The 20,067-nt window shown below is 69.1% G+C and carries 15 protein-coding genes; 4 read left to right on the plus strand and 11 right to left on the minus strand.

Annotated elements, in window-relative coordinates:
* The first annotated feature begins 217 nt into the window (after positions 1-217).
* Positions 218-2,530: a helicase C-terminal domain-containing protein gene (locus AC1DS6_RS15610; RefSeq protein ID WP_441635391.1), complete on the plus strand. Its 2,313-nt coding sequence runs from the start codon at positions 218-220 to the stop codon at positions 2,528-2,530.
* A gap of 25 nt (positions 2,531-2,555) precedes the next feature.
* On the opposite strand, the gene AC1DS6_RS15615 is transcribed toward AC1DS6_RS15610, so the two are convergent.
* From AC1DS6_RS15615 to AC1DS6_RS15640, 6 genes are all read right to left on the minus strand, one after another.
* A complete protein-coding gene (locus tag AC1DS6_RS15615; protein WP_477102678.1) occupies positions 2,556-4,169 on the minus strand; it encodes an MFS transporter in 1,614 nt (537 codons plus the stop codon).
* Between the two features lie 143 nt (positions 4,170-4,312).
* Positions 4,313-5,155, minus strand: coding sequence for a transcriptional regulator (locus AC1DS6_RS15620; protein ID WP_477102679.1), 843 nt, complete (start codon positions 5,153-5,155; stop codon positions 4,313-4,315).
* 204 nt (positions 5,156-5,359) lie between these two features.
* Positions 5,360-5,683: a hypothetical protein gene (locus AC1DS6_RS15625; RefSeq protein WP_477102680.1), complete on the minus strand. Its 324-nt coding sequence runs from the start codon at positions 5,681-5,683 to the stop codon at positions 5,360-5,362.
* A 116-nt stretch (positions 5,684-5,799) separates the two neighbouring features.
* Positions 5,800-6,879, minus strand: coding sequence for a LacI family DNA-binding transcriptional regulator (locus AC1DS6_RS15630; protein ID WP_441635383.1), 1,080 nt, complete (start codon positions 6,877-6,879; stop codon positions 5,800-5,802).
* Positions 6,880-6,889: 10 nt separating this feature from the next.
* Positions 6,890-8,788, minus strand: a complete 1,899-nt coding sequence (locus tag AC1DS6_RS15635) for a TRAP transporter large permease (RefSeq protein ID WP_441635381.1) — start codon at positions 8,786-8,788, stop codon at positions 6,890-6,892.
* Between the two features lie 46 nt (positions 8,789-8,834).
* Positions 8,835-9,875, minus strand: coding sequence for a TRAP transporter substrate-binding protein (locus tag AC1DS6_RS15640; RefSeq protein ID WP_441635404.1), 1,041 nt, complete (start codon positions 9,873-9,875; stop codon positions 8,835-8,837).
* Positions 9,876-10,131: 256 nt separating this feature from the next.
* Between AC1DS6_RS15640 and AC1DS6_RS15645 the strand changes: the two genes are divergently transcribed.
* Both AC1DS6_RS15645 and ada read left to right on the plus strand, forming a co-directional pair.
* Positions 10,132-10,893 (plus strand): 2OG-Fe(II) oxygenase, encoded by a 762-nt coding sequence (locus tag AC1DS6_RS15645; RefSeq protein WP_477102681.1) that lies wholly within the window; start codon positions 10,132-10,134, stop codon positions 10,891-10,893.
* Positions 10,894-11,009: 116 nt separating this feature from the next.
* On the plus strand, positions 11,010-12,077 hold the full coding sequence (gene ada / locus AC1DS6_RS15650; protein WP_441635377.1) for a bifunctional DNA-binding transcriptional regulator/O6-methylguanine-DNA methyltransferase Ada: 1,068 nt from the start codon (positions 11,010-11,012) through the stop codon (positions 12,075-12,077).
* A gap of 27 nt (positions 12,078-12,104) precedes the next feature.
* Here the strand turns inward: ada and AC1DS6_RS15655 are convergent, their stop codons facing one another.
* Positions 12,105-13,148 (minus strand): SDR family oxidoreductase, encoded by a 1,044-nt coding sequence (locus AC1DS6_RS15655; RefSeq protein ID WP_477102682.1) that lies wholly within the window; start codon positions 13,146-13,148, stop codon positions 12,105-12,107.
* A 114-nt stretch (positions 13,149-13,262) separates the two neighbouring features.
* On the opposite strand from AC1DS6_RS15655, the gene AC1DS6_RS15660 reads away from it, so the two are divergent.
* A complete protein-coding gene (locus tag AC1DS6_RS15660; RefSeq protein ID WP_441635373.1) occupies positions 13,263-13,913 on the plus strand; it encodes a TetR/AcrR family transcriptional regulator in 651 nt (216 codons plus the stop codon).
* Positions 13,914-13,928: 15 nt separating this feature from the next.
* On the opposite strand, the gene AC1DS6_RS15665 is transcribed toward AC1DS6_RS15660, so the two are convergent.
* The 4 genes from AC1DS6_RS15665 to AC1DS6_RS15680 form a co-directional block, all read right to left on the minus strand.
* The gene (locus AC1DS6_RS15665) at positions 13,929-15,146 is read right to left on the minus strand and encodes a TolC family protein (protein WP_477102718.1); all 1,218 of its coding nucleotides are present in this window, start codon (positions 15,144-15,146) and stop codon (positions 13,929-13,931) included.
* Positions 15,147-15,259: 113 nt separating this feature from the next.
* Positions 15,260-18,385 (minus strand): efflux RND transporter permease subunit, encoded by a 3,126-nt coding sequence (locus AC1DS6_RS15670; protein ID WP_441637524.1) that lies wholly within the window; start codon positions 18,383-18,385, stop codon positions 15,260-15,262.
* Positions 18,385-19,458: an efflux RND transporter periplasmic adaptor subunit gene (locus AC1DS6_RS15675; protein WP_477102683.1), complete on the minus strand. Its 1,074-nt coding sequence runs from the start codon at positions 19,456-19,458 to the stop codon at positions 18,385-18,387. The genes AC1DS6_RS15670 and AC1DS6_RS15675 overlap by 1 nt, the downstream gene beginning before the upstream one ends.
* A gap of 95 nt (positions 19,459-19,553) precedes the next feature.
* On the minus strand, positions 19,554-20,039 hold the full coding sequence (locus tag AC1DS6_RS15680) for a hypothetical protein (RefSeq protein WP_441627546.1): 486 nt from the start codon (positions 20,037-20,039) through the stop codon (positions 19,554-19,556).
* Positions 20,040-20,067: the final 28 nt, after the last annotated feature.

Below are 20,067 nucleotides of genomic sequence, written 5' to 3' on the forward strand. Positions count from 1 at the left end.
GGGATGCGCGGGATGCAAAATTGTGACACGGTTTGGGCAGCGCAGCCAGATTAGGCGAGATGCCGGCCGGCCCCACCCCGGTACTGTATATTCATACAGTTCGCCGCAGCAGCATGTTCATCCCGTGATTTCCCCTACCAAGTGCGTCATCCCCTACACCGGGAGTTGCCTCCTTTCCGAGCCCGCCCGCCGCGCCTCCGACACAGGAGCGAGGCCGATGACGTACACCGTCGCCGTGCGTGCCTTGTGTGAATTCACCGCCAAGCAAGGCGATCTCGACGTGCGCTTCACGCCTTCGCCTACCGCCGCCGACGGCATGGCCGCCCATGCCCTGGTGCAGTCGCGGCGCGGCGCCGCGTACCAGTCCGAGATCAGCCTGCAGGGCGAGTTCAGGAACCTGCGGGTGCGCGGGCGCGCCGATGGCTACGATCCCGACCGGAACCTGCTGGAAGAAATCAAGACGGTGCGCGGCGATTGGACCGCGCTGCCCGAGAACCATCGGCAATTGCACCTGGCCCAGGCGAAGATCTATGCCTGGCTGCTATGCGAAAAGCTCGGACTCGCCGGCATGCAGGTGGGCGTGGTCTATTTCGACGTGGCGAGCCGGCAGGAGTCGGGCTTCAGCGAGCACTTCGGGGCCGGGCAACTCCTGGCTTTCTTCGAAGAGAAGTGCGAGCGCTTCGTCAACTGGGCCTTGCAGGAGAGCGCGCATCGCGCGGCGCGCGACCAGGCGCTGCAAGGCATGGCCTTTCCCCATGCCTCGTTCCGGCGCGGGCAGCGTGACCTGGCCGAAGCCGTCTATCGCGCCGCACGCTCGGGCCGCTGCCTGCTGGCGCAGGCCCCTACCGGCACCGGCAAGACAGCAGGCACCTTGTTCTCCATGCTCAAGGCGGTACCCCAGGGCCAGATCGACAAGGTGTTCTACCTGACCGCCAAGACCACCGGCCGCCAGATGGCGCTGGACGCCGCGCGGGGACTGCGCGACGGTAACGCCGGCCTGCGCCTGCGGGTGCTGGAGCTGACCGCGCGCGACAAGGCCTGCGAGCAGCCGGACCGCGCCTGCCACGGCGAATCGTGCCCGCTCGCGCGCGGGTTCTACGACCGCCTGCCGGCAGCACGGCAGGACGCCGCCGGGCAGGCCCTGCTCGATCGCGCAGCCTTGCGGCAGATCGCGCTCAGCCACGATATCTGCCCGTACTACCTGGGCCAGGAAATGGCGCGCTGGGCGGATCTCGTGATCGGCGACTACAACTACTACTTCGACCGCGCCGCCATGCTGCATGGCATGACCACCGCCAACGACTGGCGCGTCGGCGTGCTGGTCGACGAGGCGCACAACCTGCTGGAGCGGGCGCGCAAGATGTACTCGGCGGAGCTGGATCCCGCGGTGCTGCCCGAACTGCGGCGCGGCGCGCCAAGGCCGCTCGCCAGCGCGCTGCGCCGGCTCTCCGGCCAGTGGAACCTGCTGGCGAAGGCGCAGGAGAGCGCCTATGCCGCGCACCCGGAAATTCCCGGCCCGTTTATCGCGGCGCTGGAGCGCACGGCATCGGCCATCCTGGACCAGCTCACCGAAGCGCCGGAAAGCGTGGGCCCGGCGCTGCAGCGCTTCTATTTCGATGCCCTGCACTTCTGCCGCCTGGCCGAGTCGCTCGACGCGCATTCGGTCTTCGATATCAGCAAGGAGGCTGGCGCCGCCGAATCCGCGACGCGCCCCGCCCGGAGCAAGACAGGCAAGGGCCGCCTTGCCGTGCGCAACCTCATCCCCGCGGCCTTCCTGGCGCCCCGGTTCGCGGCGGCCCATGCCACCACGCTGTTCTCCGCCACGCTGACCCCCGCGCGCTTTGTCAGCGACACGCTGGGCCTGCCACGCAACACGGTCTGGCTGGAAGTGCAGTCGCCCTTCCGCGCCGACCAGCTGGCGGTGCGTATCGCCGGCAATATTTCCACGCGCTACCGCGACCGCGAGCGCTCCGTGCGCCCCATCGTGGACCTGCTGGGCGCGCAGTACAGGGCGCGTCCGGGCAACTACCTCGCATTCTTCAGCAGCCACGATTACCTGCGGCAAGTGGCGGACGCCTTTGAGCAGCGCTGCCCGGATATTGCCGTGCGCCGGCAGTCGCGCGCCATGACCGAGGCCGAGCAGGCCGAGTTCCTGGCGGCCTTTGCGCCCGGAACCTGCGCCATCGGTTTCGCGGTGCTTGGCGGCTCCTTCGCGGAGGGCATCGACCTGCCGGGGGACCGGCTCATCGGCGCCTTTATCGCCACGCTCGGCTTGCCGCAGGTCAACCCGGTCAATGAACTGACCATGCGCAGGATGCAGTCGGCATTCGGCTGCGGCTACGAGTACGGCTACCTCTATCCCGGCTTGCAAAAAGTCGTGCAGGCGGCCGGGCGCGTGATCCGCACCGAGGCGGACCGCGGCGTGGTGCACCTGATCGACGACCGCTTCGCGCGGCCGGAGGTGCGCGCCCTGTTGCCGGCCTGGTGGGAAGTCGCCATCGAAACCGGCGCAACGCCGGGGAGTGCCTAGCCTTGCGTAAGCCGGCACGCAGCCGTTACGGCGGCGAAACCAGGTGCCGCACCCGCGGCGGCGCCGGGCCGCGATGCAAGGCATGGACGCGGGCCTGGATCGCCTTGTCGTTGGCGCTGAAGCGCTCGTGCTGGCGCAGGTGCTCCAGCCACGACTCGATCACAAACGTTTCCACGTAGCGGCCGGGCGCTTCCATGTCCTCGAACAGGCCCCACGACAGCGCCCCGCCGCGCCGGCGCACGCGCCGCATTTCGCGGGCAGCGGCGCGAAACGCGGCGGCATCCGCCGGGTCGGTGCGGTACTCGACGGTGATCATCACCGGCCCGCAATCGTCGGCGGTCTCTTCGGAAAGCGGCACGCTGGCATCGTGCGGCGACGGCGTGAGATCCAGGTCCGGCGAATCGGCCAGACGCCAGCGCAAGGCCGCCACGGCGGCCAGCAGCATGCCCGAGCCGGCCACCTGCAGCGCCAGGTCCGTCCCCTTGAGCGAGGCTACCTGCCCCCACACCGCGCTGCCGGCCGCCATGGCGCCGAAGAACACCACCAGGTAGACCGCCAGCGCCCGTGCCTTCACCCAGCCCGCCGAACCGCGCTGCGCGCCGCCATTGAGCACGGACAGCACGACGATCCAGGCCAGGCCCGCGAACAGCAGCACGGCGGCGATCAAGGCGAAGCTCCTGAAGACCGACATGGCGAACAAGACCAGCGCGAAAATCACGCTGGCGCCAAGCACCAGCCGATCGGGCGAGAGCAGTTGGCGCAGGCGCGGCAGCACCAGGGCGCCGCCGATCGCCCCCGCCCCCACGCAAGCCAGCAGCAGCCCGTAGCCGCCCGGCCCCACCGCCAGCCCTTTGCGCGCCACCAGCGGCAACAGCGCCCAGCCGGCACTGCCGAACACAAAGAAGGCCACCGCGCGGACCAGCACCACCTGCAGCACCGGCGCCGCCTGCACGTAGCGCAGGCCCGCCCGCACGGCCGGGAGGAAATGCTCGGGCGGCAAGCGCCGCGTGAGCGGCGCCGGTTGCCACCGGTAGATCACCCACAGCACCCCCAGCACCGACACCGCGTTGATCAGGAATACCGCCGGCGGCCCGAACAGCGTCAGCACGACGCCGCCCAGCGCGGGCCCGATCGCCCTGCTGATGTTCACCCCCAGCGAGTTGAGCGCCACCGCCGACTGCAGCGCCGGCTTGGGCACCAGGTCCGGCACAATGGCCTGGAACGGCGGCGCGCTCATCGCCGCGCCAATGCCCAACAGGAAAGTGGCGGCCAGCAACACTGCGGGCGTTACCAGCCCAGCCAGCGCCAGCAGGCCGAGCGCCGCCGCCACCACCAGCATCCAGGCTTGCGCGAACAGCAGGTATTTGCGCCGGTCCACGATATCGGCCAGCACGCCGGACGGCAGGGCGAACAGGAACATCGGCAGCGTCGTGGCGGCCTGCACGAGCGCCACCATCAGTGGCGACGGGCTGACCGACGTCATCATCCAGCCGGCGCCGACATCATGCATCCAGGTACCGATATTGGACGCCAGCGTGGCCAGCCAGATGGCCCGGAACACCTTGTTGCGCAAGGGACTCCACGGCCCGGCGGCAGGCGCGGCTACCGCGGAGCCCGCATGGGAAAGCTCCTGATTCATCTCAGCTCCAGGTCCACGAAAGCGACACCCATGGATTGTAGGATGCGGTATGCGTGGCATGGGTCCCCGCGGGCATGCCGCTTTTCGAGCGCCGGAAATCACTGCCCGCGCGATGGCGCCTGAGCATCGGCTGACAGGCGTTGTCAGCCAGGCGGGCCCAGGTGCGCCGCGGGCTGCGGCCACGGGCGAACATCCGCTGCCTGGCGCGCCTCGCTCGCCGGAGCGAAGTCGGCCGGATCGAGCATGGCGGCAAGCACTTTGCCAAAAGCACTGAGGAGCACGTCGGAGGTCAGGCCGGAGGGGCCGGCCAGTGCCGGGCAGATAATCCAGGTGCTGTCGTCGCGCGTGAACACGCGCAGGGATTTCACCAGGTCGGCGGGCTGCAACTGCCGCTCTTGCACCGCCGCGCCGTCCAGCGCGAATGCACTGACAAAATCCTCGGTGTGCCGATGGCCCAGGCACACCACCACCTTTGGCCGCCAGCGCGCGCACATCTCGGCCAGGAAGCGGAAGCGTCCGCCGTACCGGCACAGGTCCAGGTAACGCTCCTTGGGCACCAGTTCGGGCTGGCCGCGGAACACCCTGGACCAGGGGGTCAGTCCATCGAGCTGCACGGGCAAGGGAAACAGGTTGAGCTTGAACTCGGCGCCGCAGGACGAATGCAGGCAGTGCTCGTAATACCGCTTCCAGTCGGCATCGGCATCGCGAAGGCCCAGCACCTCTGCGCGGGCGGCGGCCATGATGCGGGCAATGCGCTGGTGACTAAGCCATTTGCCCATGCTGCCCCGATGCGCTTCACGAAACGCGCGGTCCCACGACAACGGCGCCATGCGGGGCTCGAGCGGCGCTTTCAGGTGCTCGGACCAGGGATTCGGACTCCTGTCGCAGAACCAGACCGAACCCCGCGGATTCCCGCCCTCCATGCCGACATACGAAGCAAAATAAGTGTCCAGTTCCTGCCTTGCGAACACCGCGGTGTTTTCCATGCTGCCCCCCTGATTGCCTGGTGGGCCCCCCTTCCGCACTTGCCGCAACGTGCCGCTCAGCCAGGTAATGGCCGCGCGTGCCGTCGCGATCGTCATCCGGACGCCAGGCGCCGGCCAGGGCCGGCGCTATGTCATTCCGGTCGTCTCATCTGCTTTGCGCCTCGTCGAAATCGTCCTGAATAGCCTCTCGCCGCGGCCTGCTCCCTATTCGTCAGCCGTGTCGGCCCGGCCGCCGTTGCCGGACCTGAGCAACTCGGCGATCGTGGTCGCCGCGGCCGGTGCGAACTGCGTTACGCATGCGCGCGTCAGCGCCAGTGTGTAGGAAAACGCCATGGCGCGGTCCTCGAATGTGCGGTTGAGCATGAAGTGCGCGGCGGGCACCAGGCCGTCGGCCAGCTTTGACAGGCGGACGAGCGATCCCCAGCTTCCGTCCTCCACTTGCAGGATATCCACTTCAATGGCGTATCCCGCCTCGATATAGGTTCTGGCCGGTCCTGCCAGCCGGCGTTCCGGTTTGTCGGGCACCATCTCTCGCTCCTCCACGATACAGATCATTCCAACACCATCACGCGCACGCCGTGCGCGTCACCACCAGCCCCTGGCGGCGGGCTCCCCCCCGGCCGCCACGGGCTGCAATGCACGGGTCAGCCTCGCCTTCGGGTCGGCGCGCCGGCCACGCGGTTGACGGCAGGCGGCGGCGCGGTGGACTGGCGCACCACCAGGCCGCTGGGGAAACACAGGCGAATCGGCGCCAGGCCGGGTTGCGCCAGCCGCAGCATGACCCGGCGCACCATGGCCTCCGCCATGTCGCCAAAAGGCATGGCCACCGATGTGAGCGCGGGATTGGTGTACGAGCACATGCCGATATCGTCCATGCCAATCACTGAAACGTCGGCCGGCACCGACAAACCGGCCTGGTGCAAGCCCGACATCAGCCCGATCGCCATCATGTCGTTGACCGCGATCAGCCCGGTCGGGCGCGCCGTGGTGCGCGCCAGCCGCGCGGCCAGGACCTGGCCCAGTTCGGCCAGTTCGGCATCGCCATAGTGCGCGGCGGGCGGGCACTCTATCACCTCTGCCGTTTCCGCGATCCCGGCCTCTGTTGCCGCGGCCTCGAAGCCGGCAATCTTGCTCGCGCGGCTGACGGTGCGCCCGGCGGGCATGACGAATGCGATGTGCCGGTGGCCAAGGGCGATCAGGTGCGAGGCGGCCAGGTGGCCTGCCTGGAAGTTGTCGGGCGCGATATGGTCGATGCGCGCAGGCATGTTGGGATCGGCGCCGCCGTCGTAGCTCACCATCGCCAGCCCCTGGCGGGTCGCCGGCTCGAAATGCTGCTCGTCGGTCAGCGACGAGACGATGATCACGCCGTGCACGCCAAACGAGAGCAGGTCGTCGAGCATGCGCGACTCCTGCTCCCGGTCGCGGTTGGTGTTGCCCAGCAGCACGCGATAGCCGGTCTGGCGCTGCGCTTCGGCCTCGATCTTCAGCGCGAGCTGGCCGTACATCGGATTGGCGGTGGAAGGCACCAGCAGGCCCAGCATGGGCGTCTGCCCGGTCTTGAGCTGGCGCGCAACCTGGCTGGGGCGGAAGCCGAGCGTGCGGATCGCCTCCTGCACCCGCTCGAAGGTGGCGGGATTGAGCCGTTCGGTGCGTCCGTTGAGCACGTTGGAAACGGAGCTCACGGACACGTTTGCCAGTCTGGCGACGTCTTGTATGGTTGCCATTATCGGGTTCTCATGCCAGCTTCATCAGGCGGGGTAGCCATAGCGTGAGCGATGGCATCAGGACCAACAGCAGCAAAATCAGCAACAGCAGCGCCAGGTACTTCAGCATCGGCCCGGCGACCTGCTCCATGCGCGTGCCGGTCATCGCGCAGGTGGCGAACAGCCCCAGGCCCAGTGGCGGCATGAACAGGCCGAACCCCATGGCGATCACCATCACAGTGCCGAAGTGTAGCGGATGCACGCCGGCCTGCCCGGCAATGGGCGCCAGCAGCGGACCAAAAAGGATGAGCGCCGGCGCGCCCTCCAGGATGGTGCCAAACACGATCGTCAGCAGCACCGACACCAGCAGGAAGGCGGTACTGCCGTATTGCACCGCCAGCCCGGTCATGGCGTGCTGGAGCAGGCCGGGAAGTTGCTGGATCGACAGCGCGAATGCCAGGCTCGATGCCGTCGCGATCACGAACAGGATGCTGCCGGTCATGGCCGCGGCCCGCGCGAACAGGCGCACCACGGCGCGCACATCGAGCTCGCGGAACACCAGCACCCCCACCAGCAACGCGTAGACCACCGCAAAGGCGGACACCTCGGTCGAAGTAGCCATGCCCGATGTCACGCCCTTGCCGATCATCGCGATCATCAGCAGGGTGGCCAGCGCGCCGCCGGCCAGCTTGCGCCTGGACTTGCGCACCGGAAAGGCCAGGGCGGGATCGATGCGGCTGCCGCGGGCCACGGCGAGGACGATCAGGCCGAGCGTCATCACCGCGGCCGGGACCACGCCGGCCAGGAACAGGCCACCAATGGAGATGTTTGCGACAAAACCCATCAGGATCAGGTTGATGCACGGGGCGATGGTCTCCGCCATCACGGCGGAACTGGCGAGCACCGCCGCGGTTTCGTTGGCATCCTGCCGCGTGCGGCGCACCGCCGGCACCACAATGCCGCCCACCGCGGCAATGTCCGCCAGCTTGGAGCCGGACACCCCGGAGAAGACCGCCGTCGCCACGATGGCGATCAGGTTCATGGCACCGCGCACGCGGCCGAAGGCCAGCACCAGCAACTCGACCAGCCGCGCCGACATGCCGTTGACCTCCATCAGCAGGCCCGCCAGCACGAAGAAGGGGATCGCCAGCAGCACGAAATGATCCATGCCGGATAGCACCTGCTGCGAATAGACGATCAGCGGCAGCGACGGCTCTGCCAGGAAATACAGCAGCGCGGCCAGCCCCAGCACGAAGGCAATCGGCATGCCCAGCAGCATGCCGCCGGCAAAACCCACGGCCAGCAGCAGCCACGGCGGAACCTGCCAGCCGCTGCCGGCCACCGTGCCGGACAGCGTGTTCCACGCCCACACTGCGGCGCACAGCAACGTCGCCAGCAACAAGGCCAGCCACCTGGCACGCCCCCCCCTCAGTGCATTGGCGAGCGCGATCGCGCTCAGGTACAGGCTGCCCAGGCAAGCCGGCAAGACATGGAGCCACTGCGGCAGGCCCAGCGGCGTGCTGACGTTGCGCGCGTCGAGCAGCAGCAGCACCGATGAAGCGAACAGCATGACCGACACCGCCGCGATCATCCACGCGCACAGCCGCGTGGCAAGAGAATGCCACCTGCCCGGCAGCCGGTTGCGAAAGACCTCGAAGCCGGGATGCCGGCCGCGCGCCAGCACCGTGCCGGCGCCGAAGAACACAAGTACCGCCATCAACAGCCGCGCCGCATCCTCGGCCCACTCCAGCGGCGCGTGCAGCAGGTAGCGGCAGATTACCGATGCGCACACCAGCAATACGTCGGCGGCCAGCGCTGCCGCGCAGAGGTATTCGGCCAGCCTGGACAGGCGGCCCGGCACGCTGCCGGCTCGCCCATCGGGGGCGCGTGCGGCGACGCCCGCGGCATCGTCCAGCGGGTTCGCGCTCATACCGCCGCGCCTTGCGCGCAAAGACAAGATGGCACGCCCATGCTGCTCAGGCGCGCGCGGCTTCGATCGCCGCCAGCAGCGGCCGGGTAGCCGGATAGCTGGCGGTGAATCCCGGCCATAGCTGCGCCTGCATGCGGGAGCGGACCGACTCCCGCTCCGCGGCGCGCATGGGATGAAAGGCCAACCCGAGCTGGCGCAGCGCATCCATGGCCCGCTGGCCACGCTGCGGCGCCACCTCGCGCTGGTAGGCGCTGGCCTGCGCGGCCGCCTGCAACAGCGGCGCCTGCAGCTCGAGCGGCAGCTTTTCCCATGCCCGCTTGCCCAGCACGGCAACGCTGGCACTGAACAGGTGCTCGGTCAGCCAGCAATGCCCGACCACCTCATTGAGCTTGTTGGCCAGCACGCTGGCGGCGTCGTGCTCGAAGCCCGCCACCACGCCGGTCTGTACCGCCGTATAGACCTCGTTGAAGGGAATCGGCGTGGGAATGGCGCCCATCAGGCGAAAGGTGTCGACAAAGATCTGCGTGGGCAGCACGCGCAGCTTCACCTTCTGAAGCGCCGCCAGCGAGGTCACCGGATGGCGGGTATAGACGCTGCGCGCGTTGAAGAAGGCGCCCCATCCGATCACGCGGCAACCGGTACGCTCGCGCAGCATGGCATCGAACCGCGCGGCCACGCCGCCATCCAGCGCGCGCGCCAGGTGCGTCCAGCCGTCGAACAGATAGCCCAGGTCAAGCAGTGCCAGCTCAGGCAATGCGGTGGCCCAGATCGAACTGCCGGTGACCATCATGTCGATCGAGCCCAGGCGCACCTGCTGCACCACATCGGCCTCCTTGCCCAGCTGCCCGTTCGGAAAATAATCGACACGGATGCGCTCGCCCACCGCCGCGCGCAAGCATTCGCGGAAGCGCTCGAACCACAGGTACTGGGCCGAACTCTGGTCCACCGGCATGGCCGAGGAACAGCGCAGCACCACCGGCGCATCGGCGCCCATCGCAACGCGCGGCAGCGCGGAACCCGCGGCAAGCGCCAGCGAGGACTTCATGATCTTGCGGCGAAAAGCATTACACACGTCGTAAGACTCCATCATGAGCAGGGCCGGGCAACTTGGTATTAAGCGTTTCAGTAAAACGGTTTACTAAAACGATTCACGAGATCATAGGCGAGTGGGAGCCAAAAGCAAGCGCGGCGAACTGGCAGGGCAGCGGGCGGCGCACATCCGGGCGCCAGGCGCGGGGAGAGCATGCACGAACAAGAGAATTCAACAGCAAGACACGGAGTGATGCCGCCGGGATCCTCCTCTAAAGTTCGTTGCATCGACACGAACCACGAAAGGCCGCAGCATGAAAGCAAGCCAGGCAACGGCAGCCCGCAGCGCGAATACCATTGAAGAGGCCACCCCGCGCGTAGAGACCCTGGAGACCCTGGACTGGGACGCCATCGCGCAGAACCTGGACCACCACGGCTACGCCGTCATGGCAAACCTGCTCGCCCCCAACGCGTGCGATACGCTCGCGGCCCTTTACCCCCTCGACACGCCCTTCCGCTCCCGCGTGGTAATGAGCCGCCTCGGCTTCGGCCAAGGCGAATACAAGTATTTCAGCTACCCCCTGCCTGCCCTGATCGAAAGCCTGCGCGGCGCGCTATATCCCCACCTCGTCCCGATAGCCAACCGCTGGAACCAAGCCATGGCCATCGACACCCGCTACCCCGCCCGGCACGCCGATTTCCTGAAACGCTGCCACGCAGCCGGCCAGACACGCCCCACCCCGCTGATCCTCCAGTACGGCCCGGACGACTACAACTGCCTGCACCAGGACCTGTACGGCGAACACGTCTTCCCGATCCAGGCAGCCATCCTGCTCTCCGAGCCGGGCCAGGACTTTACCGGCGGCGAATTCGTGCTGACGGAACAGCGCCCGCGCATGCAGTCCCGCGCCGAGGTGGTGCCGCTGCGCAAGGGCGACGCGGTGGTGTTCGCGGTCAACCAGCGCCCGGTGCAAGGCACGCGCGGCAGCTACCGGGTCAAGCTGCGCCACGGCGTCAGCCGCCTGCGCTCGGGCCAGCGGCATACGGTGGGGATCATCTTCCATGATGCCCTGTAGGGGTAACGCGGAATCCACCCGCGGAATTTGACCGCAAGAGCCGGAGTGCGCAGCCCGCTCCACCGGCATACAGTGAACCCATGAAACGCCACCAGACACCCAGCACGAGGACCACCATGGAAATCCCGCTGACCTCCGCCGAACGCGACCCGCGCTGGGCACGCGTGCTCGCCCGCGACCCGGCTGCCGATGGCGATTTCGTCTATGCCGTGAAGACCACCGGCATCTACTGCCGGCCCGGCAGCCCGTCTCGCCTGCCGCGTCCGGAGAACGTGGAATTCTTCGACACGCCCGAGGCCGCCGAAGCGGCCGGCTACCGCCCGAGCCAGCGCGCGGCGGCAGATCAGGCGGCGGTTGCCGCGCAGCACGCCGCCCTCGTCGCCGGGGCCTGCCGGGCCATCGAACGCGCGGACAGTCCGCCCACGCTGGACACGCTCGCCGCGCAGTCCGGCCTGAGCCCCTATCACTTCCACCGTGTCTTCAGGGCGGTCACCGGCCTCACGCCGAAGGCCTACGCCGACGCGCACCGCGCGCGCAAGCTGCGCACGCAGCTCGGCCGCGGCGGCTCCGTCACCGAAGCCATCTACGACGCGGGCTTCAACTCCAACAGCCGCTTCTATGAGGCCTCGGACCAGATGCTTGGCATGACGGCAAGCCGGTACCGCGCGGGTGGCGCCAATACCGACATCCGCTTTGCCGTCGGAGAGTGCTCGCTCGGCTCGATCCTGGTCGCGCGCAGCGAGCGTGGCGTGTGCGCGATCCTGCTGGGCGACGACCCCGACGCGCTGGCGCGCGAGTTGCAGGACCAGTTTCCCAAGGCCAACCTGATTGGCGGCGATGCCGGCTTCGAGCAATGGATCGCGCGGGTGGTCGGCCTGATCGAAGCGCCGTCGCTGGGCCTGGACCTGCCGCTGGATGTCCGCGGCACCGCGTTCCAGGAGCGCGTGTGGCAAGCGCTGCGGGAAATTCCTGCCGGCACGACCGCCAGCTACGCCGAGATCGCCGCGCGCATCGGCGCACCCAAGGCCGTGCGCGCGGTGGCGCAGGCTTGCGGCGCCAACCATCTCGCCGTGGCGATTCCCTGCCATCGCGTGGTGCGCAGCGATGGCAACCTGTCCGGCTACCGCTGGGGCGTGGAGCGCAAGCGCGAGTTGCTCGAGCGGGAAGCGCAAGCGAAATTGTGAATAGCGCAGCCGCCTGCGGCGTACCCGCTAGCGAATCAGCGCGCCATGTCCGGCGGGCAGCCAGCCGTGCCCCCGGTACCAGGAGATGACATCGCGCACGGTTTCCTCGACCGGCCTGAATCCCAGGCCCAGCTCGCGCTCGCTCTTGGCGTGGCTGAAACGGGTCCGGTCCGCTTCACTCACCATCAGCCGCACGGTGGCCAGGCTGAGCAGGACCGGCTTGCCGCTCAGGCGCGCGTAGATCTCTTGTATGCCGGCGAGCGCATACAACAGAGGCAGCGGTAGCGCGCGCGCCGGCGTTGGCACACCGGCGACGCGGCCGATCAGCGGAATCAGCTCGCGCATCGTCATATGCCGGCCCGCCGCGAGATAGCGCTCGCCACGCCGGCCGCGCTGCGCGGCGGCGATCTGCGCCAGCGCGACGTCGCGGGCATCGACCACGGAGAAACTCCCTGGAACCAGTCCCGGCAGCTTGGCCAGCACCGTGTCGAGCGCCACCTGGCCAGCGGAAGTCGGGCCGATATCGCCCGGCCCCCACATCCAGCCGGGCAGCACGAAGGTGGCGTGCATGTCAGGGGTTGCCTTGAGAAAGTCCTGTACCGCGCGGTCCGCCAGGATCTTGCTGCGATAGTAGTCGTCCGCCTCGGCGGGATCGCGATCGTTGGTCTCATCGATCACCGCGCCCGGCGCGCCGTTCAGCACGGCAATGGACGAGGTCTGCACGAAGCGCCGGACACCAGCGGCATAGGCTTGCCCGATCAGGGCGGCCGTGCCATCGACATTGATGCGCCTGAGCGTTTCCCAGTGGCTGCCGCCCTTGTAGTTGTCGCGGAAGAAGGCCGCGGTATGGAACACCACGTCGCAGCCGCGCAGGGCCGGCACGAAAGCGGGAACGTTCTCCATGTCGCCAACCACAAGTTCGACGCCGGCCAGGCCGGCGAATTGCTGCTGTCCTTTTTCCGGCGAACGGACGAGCGCCTTGACGGCCACGCCGCGGCCAAGCAGCGCGCGCACGAGGTTGTTGCCCAGCAAACCGGTGGCCCCGGTAACGAAAGCGGTATTCAAATTCATGGCAGCCCCTGCATTTCGACGTTCATTGCGAATTCAGATATCAATTGATATCCGTTATCATAGCAGTTGAATTCCCAACATCAATGGCTATCGCTATCACCACCCGCCACGCCAATGAACCAACCCACCCCACGAAAGCGGCTAAGCCGCGAGCAAAGCCAGGCGCAAACCCGCGAACGCCTGCTCGATGCAGCACGGCGGCTATTCGTGCAGCGCGGCTTCGGCGGCACGTCGATCCGGGATATCGCGGAGGAAGCTGGCTATTCGCAGGGTGCGTTCTACTCGAACTTTCCTGACAAGGAGGCGCTGCTGCTCGATCTGCTGCGCGGCCATATGGAAGCCGAGGCGCGGCAGCTTGCCATGGTGTTCGATACCGCGGAACGCCCGGGCGGCGAGGTGCTCGCGGGCCTGGATGCCTGGGCCGCGACGCTCAACGCGGAGACGGACTGGGCCATGCTCTCGATCGAGCTGCAAATGCACGCCAATCGCAGCCCGGCGTTCGCCGGCGCATATCGCACCGTCTGGGAAACGCACCGTGCGGAACTCGGCCGCCTGATCGAACGGCTGTTCCGGCACCTTGGCCGCATACCGCCGGCTGCACCGGAAGAGCTGGCCGCCAGCTTCATGGCGCTTGCGCATGGGCTTGCGCTGCAACGGACCACGACGCATCCCGACCCCACGGGCCGCATGCTCATGGTCTTCCTGCGCGGCCTGCTGGCCAGTGCCGGGGCCGCGGGCGACGCGCCCACCGCGCGTCGCCGTTAGTGGGCGCCCCGCGCCTCAGTCGTCGAAATCCCACATCCGGTGCAGGTCCAGCCGCAGCCGGCTGTCCGCTTCCAGCGCGTCGACCATGGCCACCCGTTCGGCCAGCGTGGTGTCGGCCAGCGCGCGCCGGATGATCAGAAGTTCGCTCAAGCCGGTTTCGCCCGCCTTGTAGGCCCGCCCGGTGCGCGCGGCGGCGCTGCGCTGCAGCGCCAGCGCCTCGGACTGGGCCATGGCCGCGGCCCGCTTGCCTTCCAGCCCGCGATACTGCACCTCGAACTCCGCACCGATCCGGCGCTCCACCGACAGGCGGCGGCGGGCCGCTGCCTCCGCGTCGGCGGCGGCCGCCACCGCCGACGCGCGCCGGTGCGCCGAGCCCAGCGGCATGGCGATGCTCACACCGGCAATCCGCTCCGCGCCGCCGCGCTCGACCGTGAAGAACACGCCCACGGTCGGGTCGGGCTTGCGCTCCAGGTCGGTGCGCCGGGCCTGCCGCTGCGCCTGCATCTCCTCGGACTGAGCAAGGCGGAACTCGTGGCTGTCCTCCACATAGCGGATGCGCAGCGCGTCGGCGGAATCGTCCGGCAAGGCCTGCAGGCGCACCTCCGCAGGCAGGCCGCCGGGCACGCCAAGCCCCGGAAAGCGCGCCCGCAGCTCGGCTTGCGCCGCTGCCTCGGCCGCCCGCGCGCTAGCCAGCGCGGCAGCCGTGCGGGAGCGCTCGGCCAGCAAGAGTTCGTGATCCATGCGCGCCGCATCGCCTGCCTGTACGCGCCGCGCGGTCACGCTCGCCAACTCCGCGGCCAGGCTGTCGTTGCCCTGCGCCGCGACCCTTGCCTGCTGCGCGCGCAGCGCCGCGAACCACAGCGACAGGATCTGCCGCGAGACCTCATGGCGCGCATCCATCACGGCGAGCTGGCCGGACTGCACGGTCGCATCGGCCAGCGCGCCATCGGCATCGGCCTTGCCCCATAACCGCAGCGGGCGCTCCAGCGCCAGTTGCCCTTCGGCATACCGCTCGGACGGCTCCCGCACCTGCCGGCCCTGCCCGATGGCGCGCACCACGGCCTCGGCGGTGCCGGCACGGATGCCGTCCGCGCGGGCCAGCACCGCGTCGCGGTGCGCTTCGGCCATCTGCACGTCGGGGGACTGGCCGACCGCCTCGCGCACGGCGGCTTCCGGAGGCAAGATGCCGGCTTCGGCCGGCCGGATCGCCTGCGCCCACGCGGTACTCGTCATGCCGCCGGTTGCGGCCATCAGGGAGACGGCCGTTGCCACGGCGAATGCCGAAGCGGCGGCAATCCCGCGCATTGCGCCCTTCGTTGCGCCCTTCGCGCTCCTGGTTGCGCTCTTCATTGCCCCTCTCCTTGTTCCATGCGGCCCTGGTTTTCCTCACGCGAACGCGCCACGCCGTAGCGCTCGAACAAGAGCGGTAACAGCAGCAAGGTCAGCGCGGTGGCACTCACCAGCCCGCCCGAGACGACGATGGCCAGCGGACGCTGGATCTCCGAGCCCGGCCCGGTCGCCAGCAGCAGCGGGATCATGCCCAGCGCGGTGATGCAGGCGGTCATCAGCACCGGCCGCAAGCGGTCGCGCACGCCAGTGCGCACTGCCTCCGCCACTGGCCGCCCCTCCTCCAGCAAGGTGTTGAAATGCGAGACCAGCACCACACCGTTGAGCACGGCAATGCCAAGCAGCGCGATAAAGCCCACCGAGGCAGGCACCGAGAGGTATTCGCCCGCCACCCGCAGCGCGGCGATGCCGCCCACCAGCGCGAACGGGATATTGGCAATCACCAGCGCCGCCTGCCGGATCGAGCGGAAGGTCAGCATCAGCAGCAGGAAGATGGCGCCCAGCGCGAGCGGCACCACCAGCGCAAGACGCGCGGCGGCGCGCTGCTGGTTCTCGAACTGCCCGCCCCAAACCACGCGCAGCCCCTTGGGCAGCCCGGCCAGGCCAGCCACGGCGGCTTGCGCCTCCTGCACGAAGCCGGTCAGGTCGCGCCCTTCCACGCTGACCTGGATCACCGCGAAGCGTCCGCCGTCTTCATGGTTGATCCGCACCGGCCCTTCCACGCGCCGCACCTGCGCCAACGAGGTGAGCGGCCAGGGCGTGCCATCCGGTGCCGTCACCTGCAGGCTGGTGAACATCTCCGGCGTCTGCCGCAGGCTTTCGCCGCCCCGCAGGATCAGCGGCGTGCGCACGGTGCCCTCCGGCACGATGCCAATGCGCTCGCCTTCCACCTGCGCGCGCAGCAACGCCTGCAGCGCGTCGCCGGAAAGCCCCGCGCGACCGACGGCCGCGCGGTCCAGCGCGAGCGTGAGGTACTGCACGCCCTCGTTGCTGGGCGCGATGACTTCCGCCGCGCCGGCGATCTTGCGCACGCGCGCTGCGATGGCCTGCGCGGCCGTGTCGATGGCGCCGAGATCGTTGCCGAACACCTTGATCGCCACGTCGCCGCGCGTGCCGGTCAGCATTTCCGACACGCGCATCTCGATGGGTTGGGTGAAGCCGTACACCACGCCCGGGAAGCGTTCCATGACGTGGCGGATGGCGGTGGCGATATCTTCCTTGCTGCCGCGCCACTGGTCCTTTGGCTTTAGCACCAGGAAAGTGTCGGTCTCGTTCAGCCCCATCGGGTCCAGGCCAAGGTCGTCCGAGCCGGAGCGCGCCACGATCGAGCGGATCTCCGGCACCTCGGCCAGCAGCGCCTGCTGCACCCGCAGGTCCAGGTCCACCGAAGTGGCCAGCGAGACCGACGGCGCCTTTTGCAACTGCACGATCAGGTCGCCCTCGTCCATGGTGGGCATGAAGGTTTTGCCCACCGACAGGTAGAGCGCCACCGCCAGGGCCAGCGCCGCGCCCGCCGCGGCAAAGACGATGCGGCGATGCTGCGCGCTCCAGTCCTGCAGCCGGGCAAACCCGCTCGCCACCTTGCGCATCAGGTACGGCGCCTCGTCGGCATGCGCGCGCAGCAGCATCGATGCCAGCGCAGGCACCACGGTGAACGCGATCACCACCGACGACGCCAGCGCCAGCACGATGGTCAGCGCCACCGGCCCGAACAGCTTGCCCTCCAGGCCCTGCAGCGACAACAGCGGCAGGAATACGATGGCGATGATCGACACACCGGCCAGCATCGGCGGCGCCACGCTGGCAACGGCATGGCGGATCACCGCGCCACGCAGCGACGGATCGCTCTTGTGGCCGTGCGCCCGCGCCAGGGCGGACTCGATGTTCTCCACCACCACCACCGCCGCGTCCACCAGCATGCCAAGCGCAATCGCCAGGCCGCCGAGGCTCATCAGGTTGGCGCTCAGGCCCACGTAGCGCATCAGCAGGAAGGTTGCCAGCATCGACAGCGGCAGGGTGGCCGCCACCACCAGCGCCGCGCGCAGGCCGCCGAGAAACAGGTACAGCGTCACCACCACCAGCAGGCTGGCTTCAATCAGCGCGCGCACCACGGTATTGGCGGCACGGGTGACCAGTTCGCCGCGGTTGTAGAACACGTGCGTGGACATGCCCTTGGGCAGCTGGGGCGCCAGCTCGTCCAGCCTGGCCTGCACGGCGGTGACCAGCTGGCGGGCATCGGCGCCGCGCAAGCCCAGCACCAGCCCCTCGACCGCTTCGCCACGGCCGTCCTTGCTGACCGCGCCGTTGCGCGTGGCCACGCCGAGCCTGACGGTGGCCACATCGCCCACCGTCACCAGCGGCATGCCATTGCGCGCGCCGGGCGCATCGATGACGATCTGCCGCAAGTCTTCCACGCCACGCACGCCGCCTTCCACGCGCACCACCCAGTTCTCGTCGCCCTGCTCCACCCGGCCCGCGCCATCGTTGCGGTTGTTGGCGTCGAGCGCCTGGCGCAGTTGCTCCAGCGTGACCGCGCGGGCGCGCAGCCGCGCCGGGTCGGGGATGACTTCGTAGCTGCGCACCGCGCCGCCCAGCGCGTTGACGTCGGCCACGCCAGGCACCGTCCGCAAGGCCGGGCGGATCACCCAGTCGAGCACGCGGCGCCGCTCGGCGAGCGAGAAGCCATCGCCTTCCACTGTGAACATGAACATCTCGCCCAGCGGCGTGGTGATCGGCGCCAGCCCGCCGATGGCGTTGGGCGGCAAATCGCGCATCAGTCCGGACAGCCGCTCGGACACCTGCTGGCGGGCCCAGTAACTGTCCACGCCCTCCTCGAAATCGACCGTCACGTCGCTGATGCCGTACTTCGATACCGAGCGGACGATGGTCTTGTGCGGAATGCCAAGCAGTTCCTGCTCGACCGGCGTGGAGACGCGCTGCTCCACTTCCTCCGGCGTCATGCCGGGAATCTTCAGGATGACCTTGACCTGGGTGGGCGAGATGTCCGGGAAGGCATCGATGGGCAACTTCAGGTATGCCCACGCGCCGGCCACCGCCAGCACGCAGGCGGCAATCAGCACCAGCGCCCGCTGGCGCAGGGAGAATTCAATCAGGCCGGCGAGCATCACTGACCTCCCGCCAGCATGCCCTTGAGCGCGCCCACGCCGCCGACCGCAACCCGCGTGCCGGCCGGCAGCGCGGCCCGCACGGTCGCCGCGGCATCGTCCACGGCCTCGACCACCACGGTCTGGTAGCGCACTCCGGCCTTGGTCGCCACGAACACGCCGGGTGTGCCGCGCCAGTACGTCAGCGCGGCAGCCGGTACCCGCGCGCGGCCCGCGCCGGTGGCGTCGGGCGCGCTACGCAAGTGCACGATCACATTCACGCTTTCGCCGGCCTGCAGGCTGCCGCGTTGGTCCAGCGCCGCGCGCACGCGCACGGCGGCGGTGCCGTCGCTCGCCGGCACCACGCCGGCCACCTTGCCGGTGGCGCCGCGCTGGCGCACTTCCACGCGCTCGCCGCCGGTGGGGGCCGGCATGTCGCGGCCGACCAGCAGGTCAAGCTCCAGCGCGGTGGGATCGACGATGCGGAACAACGGCGCCGCGCCATCCACGCGCGTGCCGGGCACCGCATTCACCTCGGCGATCAGCCCGGCGCGGCCGGCCACCAGTTGGGGTTCGCCAGAGCCACTGGCGAACACGATGCCCGCGGCGCCCATCTCGGCCTCGCGGGCGCGCACCATTGCCGCCGCCTCTGCGGCGCGCGCCTGCGTGGCTTGCCAGCGGCTGCCGGGGATGATGCCGTCTTCATGCAAGCCGCGGTCCCGCGCCAGCGCGAGCCGCGCCAGGTTGGCCTGCGAGCGCGCTTCGGCCAGCGCACGCCCCGCCTCGAACAACTGCGGGCTGGCAAAGGTGGCAAGCGCCTGGCCGGCACGCACCGGCTGGCCGATCGCCACCAGCACGCGCGCGACCATGCCGGGATAAGGCGCGGCCACCACGTACTGCGCATCGGGCTTGAGCACCACGCGCCCGCTGGCGCCAATCTCAACCTGCGCGGCACTGGCGACCGGCTCGAACCGCACGCCGAGCGCGCGGGCCTGGGCATCGGACAAGGCCAGCGCCTGCGCGCGCGCCATGCCGACGGGAAACAGCGCTGACGCAAGCAATGCGCCAACGAACAACATGCGACGGGAAAACATGCCTGACTCCAAAGCAGGATGGAAGCGCCCGGCGCGCCTTGACCGGTCCCGGTCAGGCGCGCGAGCGTGCACCGCCGGCGTGGCCGGCGGGGGAATCAGGAGGCGAAGGGAGGAGCGTGCGCCGGAGGCGGCCTGCTATCGCCGCCACGCCATCGGGGCGGCGTGCGTTCGCGCCAGGGCAGGCGCCGGGGTGCCGGCAAGGGCAGCGCCGCAAACAGCAGGAACGCGAAGACCACGCCGACGAGCACATCGGCGGCCTGTACGTGGAGGGTAAAGGCAATGGGGCCGATGGCGGTCTGTACATCGACCTCCAGCGGCTCGACCGCGACCAGCGCGCTGCCATCGTGGGCAGCGGAAGCGTTGGGCGAAGCGGAAGGAGAATAGGAATTAACCGCACCTTGCAGCGCCGTGTGCACATGCAGGCCATGGAGTTTCGGGGTTCCGAGATGGCCGTGCAGAAGCGGGGTCAGGAGCTGCATTGCGAACAGCAACAGCAGCAGGACTCCCCGGAAGAAGGAGGGGCGGTCTGCGCGAAACATGGCGCGATTGTAACCGAGTTCGAGGCGGTGGCTAGTGCTCATGGCATCTGCGCTGGCCGAGGATCAGCGC

The organism is Cupriavidus sp. 05L310 (assembly GCF_056398185.1).

What these genes read in the sequence shown, in the direction of transcription:
- AC1DS6_RS15610 (WP_441635391.1), top strand. Translation starts at nt 218, where the DNA reads ATGACGTACACCGTCGCCGTGCGTGCCTTGTGTGAATTCACCGCCAAG.
- AC1DS6_RS15615 (WP_477102678.1), bottom strand. Translation starts at nt 4,169, where the DNA reads ATGAATCAGGAGCTTTCCCATGCGGGCTCCGCGGTAGCCGCGCCTGCC.
- AC1DS6_RS15620 (WP_477102679.1), bottom strand. Translation starts at nt 5,155, where the DNA reads ATGGAAAACACCGCGGTGTTCGCAAGGCAGGAACTGGACACTTATTTT.
- AC1DS6_RS15625 (WP_477102680.1), bottom strand. Translation starts at nt 5,683, where the DNA reads ATGGTGCCCGACAAACCGGAACGCCGGCTGGCAGGACCGGCCAGAACC.
- AC1DS6_RS15630 (WP_441635383.1), bottom strand. Translation starts at nt 6,879, where the DNA reads ATGGCAACCATACAAGACGTCGCCAGACTGGCAAACGTGTCCGTGAGC.
- AC1DS6_RS15635 (WP_441635381.1), bottom strand. Translation starts at nt 8,788, where the DNA reads ATGAGCGCGAACCCGCTGGACGATGCCGCGGGCGTCGCCGCACGCGCC.
- AC1DS6_RS15640 (WP_441635404.1), bottom strand. Translation starts at nt 9,875, where the DNA reads ATGGAGTCTTACGACGTGTGTAATGCTTTTCGCCGCAAGATCATGAAG.
- AC1DS6_RS15645 (WP_477102681.1), top strand. Translation starts at nt 10,132, where the DNA reads ATGAAAGCAAGCCAGGCAACGGCAGCCCGCAGCGCGAATACCATTGAA.
- ada (WP_441635377.1), top strand. Translation starts at nt 11,010, where the DNA reads ATGGAAATCCCGCTGACCTCCGCCGAACGCGACCCGCGCTGGGCACGC.
- AC1DS6_RS15655 (WP_477102682.1), bottom strand. Translation starts at nt 13,148, where the DNA reads ATGAATTTGAATACCGCTTTCGTTACCGGGGCCACCGGTTTGCTGGGC.
- AC1DS6_RS15660 (WP_441635373.1), top strand. Translation starts at nt 13,263, where the DNA reads ATGAACCAACCCACCCCACGAAAGCGGCTAAGCCGCGAGCAAAGCCAG.
- AC1DS6_RS15665 (WP_477102718.1), bottom strand. Translation starts at nt 15,146, where the DNA reads ATGACGAGTACCGCGTGGGCGCAGGCGATCCGGCCGGCCGAAGCCGGC.
- AC1DS6_RS15670 (WP_441637524.1), bottom strand. Translation starts at nt 18,385, where the DNA reads ATGCTCGCCGGCCTGATTGAATTCTCCCTGCGCCAGCGGGCGCTGGTG.
- AC1DS6_RS15675 (WP_477102683.1), bottom strand. Translation starts at nt 19,458, where the DNA reads ATGTTTTCCCGTCGCATGTTGTTCGTTGGCGCATTGCTTGCGTCAGCG.
- AC1DS6_RS15680 (WP_441627546.1), bottom strand. Translation starts at nt 20,039, where the DNA reads ATGAGCACTAGCCACCGCCTCGAACTCGGTTACAATCGCGCCATGTTT.